This window comes from Streptomyces sp. NPDC005004 (genome assembly GCF_053600675.1).
This window is the reverse complement of the sequence record NZ_JBSGAH010000012.1, coordinates 195,950-213,957: the sequence shown is the minus strand read 5'-3', so window position 1 is coordinate 213,957 and position 18,008 is coordinate 195,950. Positions and strand designations below refer to the sequence as shown.

Sequence of the window (18,008 nt, the reverse complement as noted above, 5' to 3'; positions counted from 1 at the left end):
CTCGCCAGAGCCCCGGACGCACCTGTGGACAACTCCCCGGACCGGCCCGGAGGCCCTGTGGACAACCTCGTGCGCTGTCGGTGGCGGCGGTTAGAGTCGCCCGCATGAGCACCTCTCCCGCCCGCCTCGTCCGCGAGTTCCACCACGCCTTCGGTCTCGACGCCAGGGAGACCCCCACCGAGGTCTCCCCGCAACTGGCCGCGCATCGCGGGGAACTGCTCGCGGAAGAGGCCGCCGAGGTGGCAGAGGTCTCGGTCGGGGGCCCGCTGGACCACCTCGCCCAGGAGTTGGCGGACGTGGTCTACGTCGCCTACGGCACCGCGCTCGTCCACGGCTTCGACCTCGACGAGGTCATCGCCGAGATCCACCGCGCCAACATGACCAAGCTCGGCCCCGACGGCCAGGTCCTCCGCCGCGAGGACGGCAAGGTCCTCAAGGGCACCCACTACCGCGCCCCGGACGTCTCGGCGGTACTGCGCCGCCAGGGATGGACGCCCGGGGGCGCCTGACGCGGGCCCGCGCGAGCACTGCGATGGCGGCCCTCGCAGAGCGCCTACCCTTGATGCATGACCAGCAGCAGCGACCGGAGCCCCGTGGTGGACGTTCAATCATCGAAGACGTATGAAATCCGCACCTACGGGTGTCAGATGAACGTCCACGACTCCGAGCGGCTGTCCGGCCTGCTCGAGGACGCCGGGTACGTCCGTGCGCCCGAGGGGGCGGACGGCGACGCCGACGTGGTCGTCTTCAACACGTGCGCGGTGCGTGAGAACGCCGACAACCGGCTGTACGGAAACCTCGGCAGGCTGGCGCCGCGGAAGGCGTCGCGGCCCGGGATGCAGATCGCGGTCGGCGGGTGCCTCGCGCAGAAGGACCGCGACACCATCGTGAAGCGGGCCCCGTGGGTCGACGTCGTCTTCGGTACGCACAACATCGGCAAGCTGCCCGTGCTGCTGGAGCGCGCCCGCGTCCAGGAGGAGGCGCAGGTCGAGATCGCGGAGTCGCTGGAGGCGTTCCCCTCCACGCTGCCGACCCGGCGCGAGAGCGCGTACGCGGCATGGGTGTCGATCTCCGTCGGCTGCAACAACACCTGCACCTTCTGCATCGTCCCGGCGCTGCGCGGCAAGGAGAAGGACCGCAGGACCGGCGACATCCTCGCCGAGATCGAGGCGCTGGTCGCCGAGGGCGTCAGCGAGATCACGCTGCTCGGCCAGAACGTCAACGCCTACGGCTCCGACATCGGTGACCGCGAGGCGTTCAGCAAGCTGCTGCGCGCCTGCGGCAACGTGGAGGGCCTGGAGCGCGTCCGCTTCACCTCCCCGCACCCCCGCGACTTCACCGACGACGTGATCGCCGCCATGGCCGAGACCCCGAACGTGATGCCGCAGCTCCACATGCCGCTCCAGTCCGGCTCGGACACGGTGCTCAAGGCCATGCGCCGCTCCTACCGCCAGGACCGCTACCTCGGGATCATCGAGAAGGTCCGCGCGGCCATCCCGCACGCCGCCATCACCACCGACATCATCGTGGGCTTCCCCGGCGAGACCGAGGAGGACTTCGAGGAGACGCTGCACGTCGTGCGCGAGGCCCGCTTCACGCAGGCGTTCACCTTCCAGTACTCCAAGCGGCCCGGCACCCCGGCCGCGACCATGGAGAACCAGATCCCCAAGGAGGTCGTGCAGGCGCGCTACGAGCGCCTTGTCGCCCTCCAGGAGGAGATCTCCTGGGAGGAGAACAAGAAGCAGGTCGGCCGCACCCTGGAGCTGATGGTCGCGGAGGGCGAGGGCCGCAAGGACGGCGCCACCCACCGGCTGTCCGGCCGCGCCCCCGACAACCGCCTGGTCCACTTCACCAAGCCGGACGAGGAGGTCCGCCCCGGCGACATGGTCACCGTCGAGGTCACCTACGCCGCCCCGCACCACCTCCTCGCCGAGGGCCCCGTCCTCGCCGTGCGCCGTACCCGCGCGGGCGACGCCTGGGAGAAGCGCAACGCCGCCGAGGCCGCCAAGCAGCCCGGCGTGATGCTCGGCCTGCCCAGGATCGGCGTCCCCGAGCCGCTCCCGGCCGCGGCCGGCGGCTGCGGCTGCGACTGACCCGGACGCGACGCACCCGGGCGCCCGACGGCGGGCGCCCCTGCCGACACGCGGTGGCCCCGGCCCGGACATCCCCGGACCGGGGCCACCGGCACACCCCGGCCATGACGGATTCGCCCTCTTCCGGGGTTACGCTGCCGATCATGCTTGTCGCAGCCGCCGTCTGCCCCTGCCCGCCCCTGCTCGTCCCCGAGGTCGCCTCGGGTGCCGCACCCGAACTGGACGCCGCGCGCGCCGCCTGTGCGGACGCGCTGGGGGTCCTCGCCGCCGCCCGCCCGGACCGGCTGATGATCGTCGGCCCCGACGACCGCGGCGGGCTCTACGCGCAGGGCACGCCCGGTTCCTTCCGCGGCTTCGGCGTCGACCTGGCCGTACGGCTCGGCCCCGACGCGGATGCCGGACCCACCGACCCCGAGCTGCCGTACTCCCTGGCGGTGGCCGCCTGGCTGCTGGAGCGCTGCGCCTGGGCCGAGTCCCCGGTCGAGGGCGTCGGTGTGCAGGACACGCTCACGCCCGAGCGGTGCGCCGCGCTGGGCCGGGTGATCGGCGCCGAGGACGGCCGGACGGCCCTGCTGGTGATGGGCGACGGCAGCGCCTGCCGCACGGTGAAGGCGCCCGGCTACCTCGACGAACGCGCCGCCCCCTTCGACGCGCAGGCCGCCCGCGCCCTCGCGGCGGCCGACCCGGCGGCCCTCACCGCCCTGGACGCCGGGCTCGCCCGGGAACTGAAGGCTTCGGGCCGCGCCCCCTGGCAGGTCCTCGCCGGAGCGGCCGACGGCGCGGACCTCGGCGGCACCCTGCTGTACGACGACGCCCCCTACGGCGTCGGGTACATGGTCGCCTCCTGGAGCTAGTGCCGGGTCGTCAGGGCTTCGGAGGCGTCTGGGCGCCGCCCTCGCCCGGCTTCGGCCGGTCCTGCCGACCGAGCCGCTCCACGGCCTCCTTCGCCTTGTCCGTACCGGTGTGGATCTTGTCGCTGTACTTGCCCTTGGTCCGCTCGTCGACGAGGTGGGCGGCCTTGTCGATCCCGTCCTGGACCTTGTCGCCGTGCTCGCGGGCGAGGTCCGCCGCTTTCTCCTTGGCCGTGTCGAGACCGGCCTTCACGTTGTCGAACAGACCCATGACCCACCTTCCGAAAACACCCAATTGCGTGTGATGCGCCTGCTTGCGGGGGAACGCCTACCCGTGCTCACCGCGTGTCACACGCCGTATCCGCTCGGGATTCACATCTCGCCCGCCGCCCTCGAAGCGTCACGCGTGGGAGGCCGGGCCCGGGGTTTGCGAGACTGGTGCGGTGAGCAGTGCACCCCGCGCCCCCCGTGTCATCGCCGTCGTCGGACCCACCGCGGCCGGAAAATCCGATCTCGGCGTCTTCCTGGCCCAGCAGTTGGGCGGCGAGGTCATCAACGCCGACTCCATGCAGCTCTACCGGGGCATGGACATCGGCACCGCCAAGCTGACCGAGGAGGAGCGCGGCGGCGTGCCGCACCACCTCATGGACATCTGGGACGTGACGGTCACCGCCTCCGTTGCCGAGTACCAGAAGCTCGCCCGCGCGCGGATCGACGCGCTGCTCGCCGAGGGCCGCTGGCCCATCCTGGTCGGCGGGTCCGGCCTCTATGTGCGCGGCGCCATCGACAACCTGGAGTTTCCCGGCACCGACCCCGAGGTCAGGGCGCGCCTGGAGGAGGAGTTGACCCTGCGCGGACCCGGCGCCCTGCACGCGCGCCTGGCCGCCGCCGACCCCGACGCCGCCCGCGCCATCCTGCCGGGCAACGGCCGCCGCATCGTCCGCGCCCTGGAGGTGATCGAGATCACCGGCAAGCCCTTCACGGCCAACCTCCCCGGCCACGACTCGATCTACGACACGGTCCAGATCGGCGTCGACGTCGCCCGCCCCGAACTGGACGAGCGCATCGCGCGCCGCGTCGACGTCATGTGGGAGGCCGGGCTCGTGGACGAGGTGCGCGCGCTGGAGGCCAGGGGGCTGCGCGAGGGCCGTACCGCGTCCCGCGCGCTCGGCTACCAGCAGCTTCTGTCGGCGCTGAGCGGGGAGTGCACCGAAGACGAGGCGCGCGCCGAAACCGTGCGCGCCACCAAGCGCTTCGCGCGCCGCCAGGACACCTGGTTCCGCCGCGATCCCCGGGTGGAGTGGCTGAGCGGCGCCGCGGCGGACCGCGGGGAACTCCCTGAGCGGGCGCTCGCCTTGGTCGAACGACCGGTTACAGCCTGATCACGTCATGGCATCGGGATGCGCCGCCGGTCAACGCGGCCATCGGCGCCGTGCCATCATCGAGCTTCGATCGACCAGTGGAAGTCCTAGTTGGGAGGGCGCGTGGCGATGGAGGCCGGCCCTCGTGACACCGCACCAGGCACCGAGCACGTCACCACCGACGGTGACGGGCCGGACCGGGGCGAGGACCGACTGACCGACGACGGACCCGAGGACGTGACGGGCGGCGTGACCGCCGACGGACCCACGCCCGAGGAGATGTACGCGAGCGGTCCGGAGGTCGAGGTCGAGCTGCGGCCGCAGCGGCGGCTGCGCATCTGGCAACTGGCACCCATCGTGGGCCTGGCCGCGGTCGGCTCCCTGATGTTCGCCTTCCCGCTCGCCTTCGACTTCGGCGACAGCGGCGCGGTGATCGCCATGCTGGGCCTGCTGATCTGCTCCTGCGCGGCCGGCTGGGGCATGATGGCCGCCCGCCGCGTCGGCTACACCTGGCCGGGTCTGCCCGCGCGCGGCTCCGGCCGCCGCCCGGACTGGCGGGTCGTGCTCGCCTATGCGCTGGTGGTCGCCGTCGTCGCCGTCCTCGCCGTGTGGCGGGTGGCCCGGCTGCGCTGAGCGCGCCCCTCGGCAGGCGGCGGGGCGTTGTCCACAGGGTTTCCCCCGGGCGGCTGCGCGTTGTCCACAGGGCGACGGCCCGCACAACGGCCTCGCGCGTGACGCCGTACGATCGAATCCATGAGCACGCGGATCGCCTTCCTCAAGGGCCACGGCACCGAGAACGACTTCGTGATCGTCCCGGACCCCGACAACGCCCTCGACCTGTCCCCGGCCGCCGTCGCCGCCCTGTGCGACCGCCGCGCCGGCATCGGGGGTGACGGAGTGCTGCACGTGGTGCGGTCCGCCGCCCACCCCGAGGCCAGGGACATGGCCGACGAGGCCGAGTGGTTCATGGACTACCGCAACAGCGACGGCTCGATCGCGGAGATGTGCGGCAACGGCGTCCGGGTGTTCGCGCGCTACCTCCAGCACGCCGGACATGTGGGCGCAGGTGACCTCGCGATCGCCACCCGCGGCGGAGTGAAGCGCGTCCACATCGACAAGGCCGCCTCTCTCGACGGCCAGGGCGACATCACCGTCGGCATGGGCCGCGCGACCCTGCCCGACGGCGAGGTCACGGTGACCGTCGGCGAGCGGAGCTGGCCCGCGCGGAACGTCAACATGGGCAATCCGCACGCCGTCGCCTTCGTGGACGAGCTGGACCACGCGGGCGACCTGTACACGGCGCCGCCCGTGAGCCCCGCCGGTGCCTATCCCGAGGGCGTCAACGTCGAGTTCGTGGCCGACCGGGCCCCCCGGCACGTCGCCATGCGCGTGCACGAGCGCGGCTCCGGCGAGACCCGCTCCTGCGGCACCGGCGCCTGCGCCGTCGCCGTGGCCACCGCCCGCCGCGACGGCGCCGACCCGGCCGTGACCGGCCTGCCGGCCACGTACACCGTGGACGTGCCCGGCGGCCGCCTGGTCATCACCGAGCGACCCGACGGAGAGATCGAGATGACGGGCCCCGCCGTGATCGTCGCCGAAGGCGAGATCGATGCCGCATGGCTGGCGAACACACTCGGCTGACCAGGCCGGACCCCGGCTCCGACGTCTCGGGACGCCGGGGCGGCAACGGCTGCGCCACCGGCCCGGTTCGAAACCGCAGGCGACTTCAGGCCAGGTGGCGCAAATCTCAAACCTCGTTTCCATCGCTCGAATGGGTGATCCGTTTCACGCTCGGCGGGAGGCGGTCGGTCGCGCGTGATGGGCTCGGTAGCATCAAGCACCGGCACGGACGGGGGAACGTCGCCATCCCTGAGCCGCGTACGCCCTGCAGCCCCGTCCACCGGTCCACGAGCCGGAGGTGCCCATGAGTGCGGAGGCCACGAACCCTGCGACCGCCGGCCCGGTAGCGCCCACAGCGCCCACCGTGGCCCGCAAGAAGGCCCGGCCACGCATCGACCTGCGCCGCCTCGGCCGGGCCGCGCTGCTGGGCCCCACCACCCGGGGCAAGCTCCCGGCCGCCATCGGGCACGTGGCCGAGGCCCACCGCGCCCACCACCCCGACGCCGACCTCGACCCGCTGCGCCGCGCCTATCTGCTCGCGGAGTCCTCGCACCGCGGCCAGATGCGCAAGAGCGGCGAGCCGTACATCACCCACCCCCTCGCCGTCACCCTGATCCTGGCTCAACTCGGCGCTGAGACGACCACGTTGGTCGCCTCCCTGCTCCACGACACCGTCGAGGACACCGAGGTGACGCTGGACCAGGTGCGGGAGCAGTTCGGGGAGGAGGTCCGTTATCTGGTCGACGGCGTCACCAAGCTGGAGAAGGTCGACTACGGAGCCGCCGCCGAGCCCGAGACCTTCCGCAAGATGCTCGTCGCCACCGGCAACGACGTGCGCGTGATGTCGATCAAGCTCGCGGACCGCCTGCACAACATGCGCACCCTCGGCGTGATGCGCCCCGAGAAACAGGCGCGCATCGCCAAGGTCACCCGCGATGTCCTCATCCCGCTCGCCGAACGCCTGGGTGTGCAGGCACTCAAGACCGAGCTGGAGGACCTGGTCTTCGCCATCCTCCACCCGGAGGAGTACCGGACCGTCAGAGAACTCATCGCACGGAACGCGGCCCGCGCCGACGACCCGCTCGAAGAGATCGCCGAAGAGGTCCGCGCGGTGCTGCGCGAGGCCGACATCCCCGCCGAAGTCCTCATCAGGCCCAGGCACTTCGTCTCCCTGCACCGCGTCAGCCGCAAACGCGGCGAACTGCGCGGCACCGACTTCGGCCGGCTGCTCGTCCTCGTGAACGAGGACGCCGACTGCTACGGCGTCCTCGGCGAGCTGCACACCTGTATGACCCCGGTCGTCTCGGAGTTCAAGGACTTCATCGCCGTCCCGAAGTTCAACCTGTACCAGTCGCTGCACACCGCCGTCGCCCGCGCCGACGGCCAGATCGCCGAAGTCCTCATCCGTACCCACCAGATGCACCGCACCGCAGAGGCGGGCGTGATCGCGCTCGGCAACCCCTACACCGCGCCCGAGGAACAGTCCGCGGCGGCCGACGGCGAGCGCGTCGACCCCACCCGCCCCGGCTGGCTCTCCCGCCTCCTCGACTGGCAGCGCGCCGCGCCCGATCCCGACACCTTCTGGTCCACCCTGCGCGAGGACCTCGCCCAGGACCGCGAGATCACCGTCGTCCGCCCCGACGGCGGCACCCTGGGGCTGCCCGAGGGCGCCACCTGCGTCGACGCGGCCTACGCGCAGTACGGCGACGACGCCCACGCCTGCATCGGCGCCCGCGTCAACGGCCGCCTCGCCCGGCTCAGCACCGTCCTGCACGACGGCGACACCGTGCAACTCCTCATGGGCCAGGACCCCGCCTCCGAGCCCTCCCGCGAATGGCTGGAGCACGCCCATACCCCGGCCGCGCGCATCGCCATCCAGCGGTGGCTCGCGGCCCATCCCGGTGACGACGCGACGCCCGCCGAAGCACAGCCTCCCGCCGAGGAAGCGGCTCCGGGGCGTCCCACCGCCGGTGCCCCCGCCGAGCCCCCGCCGGGCGCCGATGTGATCGCGGACATGCCGGGGGCCGCCGTACGGCTTGCCGGGTGCTGTACGCCCGTGCCGCCCGACGACATCAAGGGCTTCGCCGTGCGGGGGGGAGCGGTGACCGTGCACCGCGCCGAGTGCGCCGTGGCGGAGCGCATGAGGGAGCGGGGGCGCACGGAGGTCGGTGTGCGCTGGGGGGACAGCGCCGGCTGCCGGGTCACCCTGGTCGCTGAATCGTTCGGCCGCCCGCATCTGCTGGCAGACCTCACCGAGGTGATGGCACTGGAGGGCGCCGAGATCATCTCCGCGACCGTGGCCCCGCCGACCGAGCAGCGCGTCCACCACAGCTACACGCTCCAACTCCCCGACTCGGCACGGCTCCCGGCGCTGATGCGCGCGATGCGCGACGTGCCGGGGGTGTACGACGTGAACCGGGCGCAGGGGCCCGCTTCCTGAGCGCCGGGGCGCGTGTCCCGAGTGCGAGCCGCCCCTCGGGGCGCGTCTGCGCCGCGCGCCGTGCGCCGGGACCCGACTCCTCCGATCACGGGGCTGTTCATGGGCCACGGACGCAACCCGATCGGGTGGGCCGGGCGCGCGCCGTCGCCGTGGCGCGGTGGCGCGCTGGTAGCGGTGGGGCATGTCGTTCAACCTCCACTCGCGTCCGATCCCCGGCCTCCGTCGCGCACGCCGCTCCACGGCGGGCCTGCTCGCCTCCGCCGTCGCGGTCTGCCTGGTCGCCGCCGGAGCCCCCGCCGAACCCCTGGGCGTCGGTGACCGGCTCTACCCGGCCCTGGGCAACCCCGGCTACGACGTGGCGTCGTACGACCTCGCCTTCACCTACTCCGGCCGCAACGACAAGCCGCTGAGCGCCGTCACCACCATCCGGGCCCGGACGACCGCCACGCTTCGCCGCCTCAACCTCGACTTCGCCCACGGCGCCGTCGAGTCCGTCGAGGTCGACGGGCGCCCGGCCGCGTTCACCGGCGCCGGGGAGGACCTGGTCGTGACCCCCGACCACCCGCTGCCCCTGGGGAGCTGGACCCGGATCACCGTGCGGCACACCAGCGACCCGGTCGCCGCGAAGGACCGGGAGGGCGGCTGGGTGCGCACCACGGACGGCCTCGCCATGGCCAACCAGGCCGACGCCGCGCACCTGGTCTTCCCGTGCAACGACCACCCGTCCGACAAGGCGATGTTCACCTTCCGGATCACCGCCCCGAACGACTACACGGCCGTGGCCAACGGACTGCCGACCGGCACCGCCCGGGGCACTCGCACCACCACCTGGTCCTACCGCTCCGCGCACCCCATGGCCACCGAACTCGCCCAGGTCTCCATCGGCCGCTCCACGGTCGTCCACCGCAAAGGCCCGCACGGACTGCCGGTGCGCGACGTCGTCCCCACCGCCGACCGCAAGACCCTCGAGCGCTGGCTCGCCAAGACGCCCGGCCAGATCTCCTGGCTGGAGAGCAAGGTCGGCCCGTATCCCTTCGAGACCTACGGCGTGCTGATGGCACAGGCCAGCACCGGGTTCGAGCTGGAGACGCAGACCCTCTCCCTGTTCGAGAAGGACATCTTCACCGAGCCCGCCTACCCGAAGTGGTACATCGAGTCGGTCATGGTGCACGAGCTGTCCCACCAGTGGTTCGGCGACAGCGTCAGCCCCCGCACCTGGTCGGACGTGTGGCTGAACGAGGGGCACGCCACCTGGTACGAGGAGCTGTACGCCCAGGAGAAGGCGGACCGGCCCATGGCGGACCGGATGAAGGCCGCCTACGGCGCCTCCGACCGCTGGCGCGAGGCCGGCGGCCCGCCCGGACGCCCCAAGCCGCCCGCCCCCGGCCAGAAGATCGGCATCTTCCGCCCCAACGTCTACGACGGCGCCGCGCTCGTCCTCTACGCCCTGCGCCAGGAGATCGGCCGCCCCGCCTTCGAGCGCCTGGAGAAGATCTGGGTCCAGCAGAACCGGGACTCCAGCGTCGGGACCGCCGACTTCGTCCGGCTCGCCTCCTCGATCGGCGGGCGCGACCTGAGCGGCTTCTTCCGGGACTGGCTCTACGGCGCGAAGACCCCGCCGATGCCCGGCCACCCGGACTGGAAGCCGGCCCCGCCCGCGCCGACCAAGGAAGCGGGGCGTCCCAAGGGCGGCGCCTGAGCCCCGGAGCCGGGCCGCAGCGCCTTCCGCCCCGGGCTTCTCCCGCCCCGCGATCCTTCCGCCCCGGGCTTCTCCCGCCCCGCGATAACGCGGTGACGGGACATGCCGCGCCGTGCGAACATCTTCGGGCGGCGCGGCACGGTACCCGGGGAATCTCCCGGGGTACCAGAACGTTGTCCCTGATGTCCGGCGCCCACTTCGGCGACCGGACCGCACCCCCTCCGACGTAAGGACCCAATGACCTCCTCTTCTTCCCCTTCCCAGGACTCCAAGCGCCGCGCGCACGCCTACCCCGAAGGGCTTCGGGCCGATGCCCTGATGGAAGAGGACGTCGCCTGGAGTCACGACATCGACGGCGAGCGGGACGGCGACCAGTTCGACCGCTCCGAGCGCGCGGCCCTGCGCCGGGTCGCGGGACTGTCCACCGAGCTGGAGGACGTCACCGAGGTCGAGTACCGGCAGCTCCGTCTGGAGCGGGTCGTGCTCGTCGGTGTGTGGACCACCGGCACCGCGGCGGACGCGGACAACTCCCTCGCGGAGCTGGCCGCCCTCGCCGAGACGGCGGGCGCCCTCGTGCTCGATGGCGTGATCCAGCGCCGCGACAAGCCCGACGCGGCCACCTACATCGGCTCCGGCAAGGCGCTCGAACTGCGCGACGTCGTGCTCGAGACCGGCGCCGACACCGTGATCTGCGACGGTGAGCTGAGCCCCGGCCAGCTCATCCAGCTGGAGGACGTCGTCAAGGTCAAGGTCATCGACCGTACGGCCCTGATCCTCGACATCTTCGCCCAGCACGCCAAGTCCCGCGAGGGCAAGGCGCAGGTCGCGCTGGCTCAGATGCAGTACATGCTGCCCAGGCTGCGCGGCTGGGGTCAGTCGCTGTCCCGGCAGATGGGTGGCGGTCGCGGCGGCCTCGCCACGCGTGGTCCCGGTGAGACCAAGATCGAGACGGACCGGCGCCGTATCCGCGAGAAGATGGCGAAGATGCGCCGGGAGATCGCGGAGATGAAGACCGGCCGCGAGGTCAAGCGGCAGGAGCGCCGGCGCAACAAGGTGCCCTCCGTCGCCATCGCGGGTTATACCAACGCGGGCAAGTCCTCCCTGCTCAACCGCCTCACCGGCGCCGGCGTCCTGGTCGAGAACGCGCTGTTCGCGACCCTGGACCCGACCGTCCGCCGCGCGGAGACCCCGAGCGGCCGGGTGTACACGCTGGCCGACACCGTGGGCTTCGTCCGGCACCTGCCGCACCACCTGGTCGAGGCGTTCCGCTCCACCATGGAGGAGGTCGGCGACTCCGACCTCATCCTGCACGTGGTGGACGGCTCGCACCCCGTCCCGGAGGAGCAGCTCGCCGCCGTGCGCGAGGTGATCCGGGAGGTCGGCGCCACCGACGTGCCCGAGATCGTCGTGATCAACAAGGCGGACGCCGCCGACCCGCTGGTCCTCCAGCGGCTGCTGCGGGTCGAGAAGCGGTCCATCGCGGTCTCGGCGCGCACCGGCCAGGGCCTCGAAGAGCTGCTCGCGCTGATCGACGACGAGCTGCCCCGCCCCTCGGTCGAGGTCGAGGCGCTCGTCCCGTACACGCACGGCAAGCTCGTCGCCCGCGCCCACACCGAGGGCGAGGTGCTCTCCGAGGAGCACACGGGCGAGGGCACCCTGATCAAGGTCCGGGTGCACGCGGAACTGGCCGCCGAGCTGGCGCCGTACACGCCCGCGGCCACGGCCTGACGCACACGACGAGGCCCCGCCGACCCTTCCGTTGAGGAGAGGGACGGCGGGGCCTCGTCATGCCCGGGGTTCGTCGCGCGCGGGACTCAGTTCCCGGCGAACTGCCTGCTGACCGAGTCGTACACGCCCTTGGCCACCTCACCGAGCCGGGGGCCCGCCAGCCAGCCCGAGGAGGCCGGGCCGATGGAGGTGTTGGAGACCAGCGTCGGCTTGCCGTCAACGCCCGCCTCCACCCAGCCGCCGCCGGAGGAACCGCCCGTCATGGTGCAGCCGATGCGGTACATCGTGGGGTCCGCCTTGGCGATCGACAGCCGGCCCGGCTTGTCGGTGCACTGGTACAGCCGCTGCCCGTTGAACGGCGCCGCCGCCGGATAGCCGCTCGCCGTGAGGCTCTGCACGTCGGTCGCCGCCGGGGCGTCGAAGTCCACCGGCAGCGCACCGCCGACCGTCTCCTCCAGCGACTTGCCGCCGCTGCCCTGCTCCGGCGTCACATGGATCACCGCGAAGTCGTACGAGGCGCCGTTGCCGCCGGTCTCACCGCCGCCGTCGATCCACTGCTGCGAGGTCTTCGCCGAGTCGGCCCACCACACCCCGTACGGCGCGACCTCCGCCCGCGAGGCGGTCTTCATCTCGGCGGGCGAGAGGCTCTGGTTGTTGTACGACGGCACGAAGGCGATGTTGCGGTACCAGCCGCCCTTCTTGCCCGCGTGCACACAGTGCCCCGCCGTCCAGATGAGGTTGGACTTGCCGGGGTGCGCCGGGTCCTGCACGACCGTCGCCGAGCAGACCATCGTGCCCTTGGGGGCGTCGAAGAACACCTTGCCCGAGGTGGCGGCGTTGACGTGGTACGGCGCCCTGACCGACTGCGCCTGCACCGGCTGCGGCGTCGGGTCCGTCACGCCCTGGTCGCCGGAGAGGTCGCCGTCACCGACGCTCTTGGCCGGGTCGTCGGCGTCGCGCATCCGGTCGGGGTCCCACAGACCCTTGATGATCGGGTTGATGAAGTCGTTGGCCTCGCGAAGCCAGTCGTCCCGGTCCCAGTTCTTCCAGGCGCCGTTCTTCCACTTGTCCATGTCGATGCCGTGCTCCCTCAGCTTCTTGCTGAGGTCACCCGGAACCCTGGCCCTGCCGTCGCCCAGAGCGCCCGCGCCCGCCGCTGCCGTCGGTGAACCGCTCGCGTTGTCGTCGCCGCCACAGGCGGTGGCCGTCATCGCGAGCGCGGAGGCGAGCGCGACGGCCACCAGCGTTCTGCGGCCGCCACCCCCTCCCCGGCGAACGACGGACGACGGACGTATGGATCGCATGGTCGTGACTCCCCCTGCTGTGAAGGAATATGGTGCTTCGGCCTGTCATCGGCGGTCTGCTCGGGGCGAGTTCGTGCCGAAGTCGTGGCCGACTGGGAACGGGAACACACACTATGCGGTCGCCGTGGGGGACTTCCGACAGGACCGCAACGGTTACGTCACGGCAAGGATCTTGGGGCAACCCGTAACCCGTGGGCCGGTGGGCGGTTGGTAGCGGTTGGGGGTCCGTGGCCGGTGCCCGGCCCCCGACCATCAACTCGCCTGTGGACAGCGGGGAGGACAGCGAGCCGTGGCCGTGACCGAGTCGGAGGCTGGAGGCGCGTACGGGGCAGCCCCGGCCGTGCACGAGGGGATTCTCGGGCGCCAGTCGGCGCGCGAGTCCGCGGCCCGCACCTATGCCCGCGCGCTGCCCATCGTGCCGGTGCGGGCACGCGGTCTGACCATCGAGGGCGCCGACGGCCGCCGTTACCTGGACTGCCTCTCCGGCGCCGGAGCCCTCGCGCTCGGCCACAACCACCCGGTCGTGCTGGAGGCCATCCGCACGGTCCTCGACTCCGGCGCCCCGCTCTCGGTCCTGGACCTGGCGACGCCGGTCAAGGACCGGTTCACCACCGAGCTGTTCCACACCCTGCCGCCCGGGCTGGCCGACCGCGCGCGGGTGCAGTTCTGCGGGCCCGCGGGCACCGACGCGGTCGAGGCCGCGCTCAAACTGGTCCGGGCCGCCACCGGCCGCACCGGCGTCCTCGCCTTCACCGGCGCCTACCACGGCATGACCGCGGGTGCCCTCGCCGTCTCCGGCGGCGCCGACGAGGTGCGGGTCGCCCGGCTGCCCTATCCGCAGGACTACCGGTGTCCCTTCGGCGTCGGCGGTGCGCACGGCGCCGAACTCTCCGCCCGCTGGACCGAGTCCCTCCTCGACGACCCCAAGTCCGGTGTCCCGCTGCCGGCCGGGATGATCCTCGAACCCGTCCAGGGCGAGGGCGGGGTGCTCCCGGCCCCGGACGACTGGCTGCGCCGGATGCGCCGGATCACCGCCGACCGGTCCGTCCCGCTCATCGCCGACGAGGTGCAGACCGGTGTCGGCCGGACCGGCGCCTTCTGGGCCGTCGACCACAGCGGCATCACTCCCGACGTGATGGTCCTGTCCAAGGCCATCGGTGGCAGCCTCCCGCTGGCCGTGGTCGTCTACCGCGAGGACCTCGACGTCTGGCGCCCCGGCGCCCACGCGGGCACCTTCCGGGGCAACCAGCTCGCCATGGCCGCGGGCACCGCGACCCTGGCCTACGTCCGCGAGAACGGCCTGGCCGACCGCGCCGCCGCCCTGGGCACCCGGATGCTGGCTCAACTGCGGGAACTGCAGAGCCGGTTCCCCTGCGTCGGGGACGTACGGGGACGCGGGCTGATGATCGGTGTCGAACTGGTGAACCCGGAGGCCCCGAGCGCGGCTCCCGGTGCCGACCCCTGCGCACCGGGCACCACAGCCGCCCCTCACCAGGCCGACCCCGAACTCGCCCTCGCCGTCCAGCGGGAGTGCCTCGACCGCGGCCTGATCGTGGAACTCGGCGGACGCCACAACTCCGTCGTACGCCTCCTGCCGCCGCTCACCATCACCGACGAACAGGCGGCGGCGGTCCTGGACCGCCTCACCGACGCGGTGACGGCCGCGGCCCGCCACCACCCGGGCCACGCCACCCCGCCCCGACGGCCCGCCATCCCGGCCGAACGCACCGGCTAGCACACGCCGCCCGAACCCCTCGGCCGAACGCCTCGACCCGACTGGCCCGACCGACGGCGGTACTCCCGACACCCCGGTCAGCCACAGCGGTTGCGAAGCGGTGTCCGGCCACGGTGGTCCGAACACCACCGCCGACCCCAGCGGCCCGGACCCACCCCGCAGCCCACGCCGCCGAATTGTCCCGCCCACCGAAGCGGGACCAACGGGCCACCCCCCCCGGCCCGGACACCACCGTCGCGCCGAACCGGCCGCACGACGGACGGGCGACCACACCCGGACGCCCCCACCCCCGCGCCACACAACTCCCTCATCCCTGCCCTCCCGACCCATCGCCACCCTGAACCACCCCGCACACCCGCACAGCCCCGAGGAGCCGTCTTGACCGCCACACCCGCACCCGACGGCCGTTCCGAGACTCCCGACGAACCGCTCGATCCCGGCGCACCGTCCGCTCCCACACCCGCTCCGGCGCCGCTCGCCGAGGCCGTCCCGCAGCAGAAGCGACGCGCCCCGGACCCCGTGCGGCAGGGGGAGTCCGGCGCCGACCCGCTGGAGCACCCGGACCCGCTCACCGTCGCCCAGGCGGCGGCCGTCGAGAACCTGCTGCGCTGCTGGGTCCGCGAGACCGGCGTCGCCGTACCGGACGAGAGCACGCTCCATCTCCCGCTGCCCGCAAGCGGCACCGCTCTGACCGTGCCCGTCCGCCACTGGTCCCCGGCCGGCTGGCACCGCTTCGGGCTGCCCCGCCTCGACAGCGCCCCCGAACAGGCGCCGCCCGTCGACGCGGTGACCCTCGCCGCGCTGCTCTTCCGGGAGACAGCAGGACAGAGCAGCGACACCTCCGGCCCCGAGCGGCCCGCCGGTGACGGCGCCGACCTCGTCGCCAGGGTCGCCGACTCGCTGCGCAACACCGCCGCCTTCCTGGGTGAACGCCGCGCGCATCCCGCCGACGGCCCCGACCTCTTCCTCGCCGCCGAACAGTCCCTCCTCCTCGGCCACCCCCTGCACCCGGCTCCTAAGAGCCGCGAGGGACTCACCGAATCCGAGGCCCGCCGCTACGCTCCCGAGACCCACGGCTCCTTCCCGCTGCACTGGATGGCCGTGTCCCCCTCCCTTCTCGCCGCCGACTCGGCGTGGACCGAGCGCGGTCGAAGCGTCACCGCCTCCGAACTCACCCGGCGCCTCGCCGGAATCGACCTCTCCCTCCCCGAGGACCACGCCGCCCTGCCCCTGCACCCCTGGCAGGCCCGCGAACTACGGCACCGCCCCCCTGTCGCCGCGCTCCTCGACGCCGGCCTGCTCCGCGACCTCGGCCCGCTCGGCCCCGACTGGCATCCCACCTCCTCCGTCCGCACCGTCCACCGCTCCGGCGCCCCCGCGATGCTCAAGCTCTCCCTCGGTCTGCGCATCACCAACTCCCGTCGTGAGAACCTGCGCAAGGAACTGCACCGGGGCGTCGAGGTGCACCGCCTGCTGCGCACCGGCCTGTCCGAGGAGTGGCGCGCCGCGCACCCCTCGTTCGACATCGTCCGCGACCCGGCCTGGCTCGCCGTGGACGGCCCGGACGGACAGCCGCTGCCCGGGCTGGACGTGATGATCCGGCACAACCCCTTCCTCCCGGCCGACGACGCGGGCTGCGTCGCCGGACTGGTCTCCCCGCGCCCGCTCGCCGCACCCGGCACCGACGCCGCACCGGCCCAGGACCCCTGGCCGCTGCGCTCCCGGCTGGCCCGGCTCGTCGCTCGCCTCGCCACCCGCACCGGCCGCCCGGTGGGAGCCGTCGCCGCGGAGTGGTTCCTGCGCTATCTCGAACAGGTCGTCCGTCCCGTGCTGTGGCTCGACAGCGAAGCGGGGATCGCCCTGGAGGCGCACCAGCAGAACACCCTGCTGCTGCTCGACCGGGACGGCTGGCCCGTCGGCGGCCGCTACCGCGACAACCAGGGCTATTACTTCCGTGAGTCCCGCCGGGCCGAACTCGACGCCCGGCTGCCCGGGATCGGGAAGCAGAGCGACACCTTCGTCTCCGACGAGGTCACCGACGAGCGCTTCGCCTACTACCTCGCCATCAACAACGTGTTCGGCCTGATCGGCGCGTTCGGTTCGCAGGCGCTGGCCGACGAGCGCCTCCTGCTCGCCGCCTTCCGCCGATTCCTGGATGCCGCCGCCTCGGGACCTGCCGCGCTGCGCAGCTCCCTGCCCGGCCACCTCCTCGACTCACCCGTCCTGCGCTGCAAGGCCAATCTGCTGACGCGGCTGCACGGCCTGGACGAACTGGTCGGCCCGGTCGACACGCAGTCCGTCTACGTCACCATCGCCAATCCCCTCCATTCCTGACGTTCCCTTCCGGGGCCGTTCCCCTTCCTTTCCTCTCTTCCGCGAGTCACCCTCCTTCCAGAGCGGAGCAACCGGTGTCTTCCACAAGCGAGTTCCTCACCGTGCGCAGGCCGGGTCCGCTCCTGGCGGGCGACGACCCGCTCGACGCCCCCGCGACCTGGGGCGCGGTCGCCACCCCGGTGGGCCGGTTCGAGCTGGTCCCGGTGCGCCCGGCGCGGGATCTCGCGCTCGTCCACCGCTGGATGAACGACCCGGTGGTGGCCGCCTTCTGGGAGCTGGCCGGACCCGTGAGCACGACCGAGAGCCATCTACGGGCGCAGCTCGACGGTGACGGACGCAGCGCGCCGTGTCTGGGCGTCCTGGACGGCACGCCCGTCGGCTACTGGGAGATCTACCGGGCCGACCTGGACCCCCTGGCCCGGCACTACCCGGCCCGCCCTCACGACACGGGTATCCACCTGCTGATCGGCGACGCCTCCCACCGGGGGCGAGGGCTGGGGTCGGTCCTGCTCGAGGCCGTCGCCGACCTGATCCTGGACCGCCGTCCCTTCTGCACCCGTGTCGTCGCGGAACCGGACATGCGCAACACCCCCTCCGTGGCCGCTTTCCTGAGCGCCGGATTCCGGCGCGCCGCCGAGGTCGACCTGCCCGGCAAGCGAGCCGTCCTCATGGTCCGTGACCGGCCCCGCCCCCTCTTCCTGTGACGCAGGGTCGCGGGTCCGTCACATGTTGTACGTGCGGCGATCCCCGCTAGTTCCGCCCCGTCGAAAAAAGATCCGAGAAAGTCCGCCCGGGAAGGCGCAGTGATCACCCCCTCCGCTCCCGTCCCCTGTTCGGTCGGCC

Annotated in this window: 14 protein-coding genes; 12 read left to right on the top strand and 2 right to left on the bottom strand. The window is 72.8% G+C overall.

The window, feature by feature from the left end:
* The first annotated feature begins 104 nt into the window (after window positions 1-104).
* The 3 genes from ACWEEU_RS19475 to ACWEEU_RS19465 all read left to right on the top strand — a co-directional run bounded on the left by ACWEEU_RS19475 (window position 105) and on the right by ACWEEU_RS19465 (window position 2,947).
* The gene (locus ACWEEU_RS19475; RefSeq protein WP_451733830.1) at window positions 105-509 is read left to right on the top strand and encodes a pyrophosphohydrolase domain-containing protein; all 405 of its coding nucleotides are present in this window, start codon (window positions 105-107) and stop codon (window positions 507-509) included.
* A gap of 57 nt (window positions 510-566) precedes the next feature.
* Window positions 567-2,093 carry a tRNA (N6-isopentenyl adenosine(37)-C2)-methylthiotransferase MiaB gene (gene miaB, locus ACWEEU_RS19470; protein ID WP_385747749.1) on the top strand — a complete coding sequence of 509 codons (1,527 nt, stop codon included), beginning with the start codon at window positions 567-569 and terminating at the stop codon, window positions 2,091-2,093.
* A gap of 143 nt (window positions 2,094-2,236) precedes the next feature.
* Window positions 2,237-2,947: a class III extradiol dioxygenase subunit B-like domain-containing protein gene (locus ACWEEU_RS19465; protein WP_385747751.1), complete on the top strand. Its 711-nt coding sequence runs from the start codon at window positions 2,237-2,239 to the stop codon at window positions 2,945-2,947.
* Between the two features lie 10 nt (window positions 2,948-2,957).
* On the opposite strand, the gene ACWEEU_RS19460 is transcribed toward ACWEEU_RS19465, so the two are convergent.
* Entirely contained in the window at window positions 2,958-3,215 is a 258-nt protein-coding gene (locus ACWEEU_RS19460) for an antitoxin (protein WP_385747753.1), read from the bottom strand.
* Window positions 3,216-3,387: 172 nt separating this feature from the next.
* Between ACWEEU_RS19460 and miaA the strand changes: the two genes are divergently transcribed.
* The 6 genes from miaA to hflX all read left to right on the top strand — a co-directional run bounded on the left by miaA (window position 3,388) and on the right by hflX (window position 11,792).
* Window positions 3,388-4,326, top strand: coding sequence for a tRNA (adenosine(37)-N6)-dimethylallyltransferase MiaA (miaA, locus tag ACWEEU_RS19455; RefSeq protein ID WP_385747755.1), 939 nt, complete (start codon window positions 3,388-3,390; stop codon window positions 4,324-4,326).
* 108 nt (window positions 4,327-4,434) lie between these two features.
* Entirely contained in the window at window positions 4,435-4,938 is a 504-nt protein-coding gene (locus ACWEEU_RS19450; RefSeq protein WP_385747779.1) for a hypothetical protein, read from the top strand.
* A 120-nt stretch (window positions 4,939-5,058) separates the two neighbouring features.
* Complete coding sequence (dapF, locus tag ACWEEU_RS19445; RefSeq protein ID WP_451733827.1) at window positions 5,059-5,946, top strand: diaminopimelate epimerase; 888 nt, start codon at window positions 5,059-5,061, stop codon at window positions 5,944-5,946.
* Between the two features lie 283 nt (window positions 5,947-6,229).
* Window positions 6,230-8,365 carry a RelA/SpoT family protein gene (locus ACWEEU_RS19440; protein ID WP_385747759.1) on the top strand — a complete coding sequence of 712 codons (2,136 nt, stop codon included), beginning with the start codon at window positions 6,230-6,232 and terminating at the stop codon, window positions 8,363-8,365.
* A gap of 181 nt (window positions 8,366-8,546) precedes the next feature.
* Window positions 8,547-10,064 (top strand): M1 family metallopeptidase, encoded by a 1,518-nt coding sequence (locus ACWEEU_RS19435; protein WP_451733825.1) that lies wholly within the window; start codon window positions 8,547-8,549, stop codon window positions 10,062-10,064.
* A gap of 237 nt (window positions 10,065-10,301) precedes the next feature.
* Window positions 10,302-11,792 carry a GTPase HflX gene (gene hflX, locus ACWEEU_RS19430; RefSeq protein WP_385747763.1) on the top strand — a complete coding sequence of 497 codons (1,491 nt, stop codon included), beginning with the start codon at window positions 10,302-10,304 and terminating at the stop codon, window positions 11,790-11,792.
* A gap of 86 nt (window positions 11,793-11,878) precedes the next feature.
* Here hflX and ACWEEU_RS19425 read toward each other — a convergent pair whose 3' ends face one another.
* The gene (locus ACWEEU_RS19425) at window positions 11,879-13,096 is read right to left on the bottom strand and encodes a trypsin-like serine peptidase (RefSeq protein WP_451733823.1); all 1,218 of its coding nucleotides are present in this window, start codon (window positions 13,094-13,096) and stop codon (window positions 11,879-11,881) included.
* 289 nt (window positions 13,097-13,385) lie between these two features.
* Here ACWEEU_RS19425 and ACWEEU_RS19420 point away from each other — a divergent pair, with 289 nt between their 5' ends.
* From ACWEEU_RS19420 to ACWEEU_RS19410, 3 genes are all read left to right on the top strand, one after another.
* Entirely contained in the window at window positions 13,386-14,831 is a 1,446-nt protein-coding gene (locus tag ACWEEU_RS19420; protein ID WP_451733821.1) for a diaminobutyrate--2-oxoglutarate transaminase family protein, read from the top strand.
* Between the two features lie 378 nt (window positions 14,832-15,209).
* On the top strand, window positions 15,210-17,165 hold the full coding sequence (locus ACWEEU_RS19415; protein WP_451733819.1) for an IucA/IucC family protein: 1,956 nt from the start codon (window positions 15,210-15,212) through the stop codon (window positions 17,163-17,165).
* Window positions 17,060-17,869 carry a GNAT family N-acetyltransferase gene (locus ACWEEU_RS19410; RefSeq protein ID WP_451733893.1) on the top strand — a complete coding sequence of 270 codons (810 nt, stop codon included), beginning with the start codon at window positions 17,060-17,062 and terminating at the stop codon, window positions 17,867-17,869. The genes ACWEEU_RS19415 and ACWEEU_RS19410 overlap by 106 nt, the downstream gene beginning before the upstream one ends.
* Window positions 17,870-18,008: the final 139 nt, after the last annotated feature.

Bases quoted from the DNA above. Each gene is read 5' to 3' on its own strand.
- ACWEEU_RS19475 (WP_451733830.1), top strand. From the start codon at position 105: ATGAGCACCTCTCCCGCCCGCCTCGTCCGCGAGTTCCACCACGCCTTC.
- miaB (WP_385747749.1), top strand. From the start codon at position 567: ATGACCAGCAGCAGCGACCGGAGCCCCGTGGTGGACGTTCAATCATCG.
- ACWEEU_RS19465 (WP_385747751.1), top strand. From the start codon at position 2,237: ATGCTTGTCGCAGCCGCCGTCTGCCCCTGCCCGCCCCTGCTCGTCCCC.
- ACWEEU_RS19460 (WP_385747753.1), bottom strand. From the start codon at position 3,215: ATGGGTCTGTTCGACAACGTGAAGGCCGGTCTCGACACGGCCAAGGAG.
- ACWEEU_RS19450 (WP_385747779.1), top strand. From the start codon at position 4,435: ATGGAGGCCGGCCCTCGTGACACCGCACCAGGCACCGAGCACGTCACC.
- dapF (WP_451733827.1), top strand. From the start codon at position 5,059: ATGAGCACGCGGATCGCCTTCCTCAAGGGCCACGGCACCGAGAACGAC.
- ACWEEU_RS19440 (WP_385747759.1), top strand. From the start codon at position 6,230: ATGAGTGCGGAGGCCACGAACCCTGCGACCGCCGGCCCGGTAGCGCCC.
- ACWEEU_RS19435 (WP_451733825.1), top strand. From the start codon at position 8,547: ATGTCGTTCAACCTCCACTCGCGTCCGATCCCCGGCCTCCGTCGCGCA.
- hflX (WP_385747763.1), top strand. From the start codon at position 10,302: ATGACCTCCTCTTCTTCCCCTTCCCAGGACTCCAAGCGCCGCGCGCAC.
- ACWEEU_RS19425 (WP_451733823.1), bottom strand. From the start codon at position 13,096: ATGCGATCCATACGTCCGTCGTCCGTCGTTCGCCGGGGAGGGGGTGGC.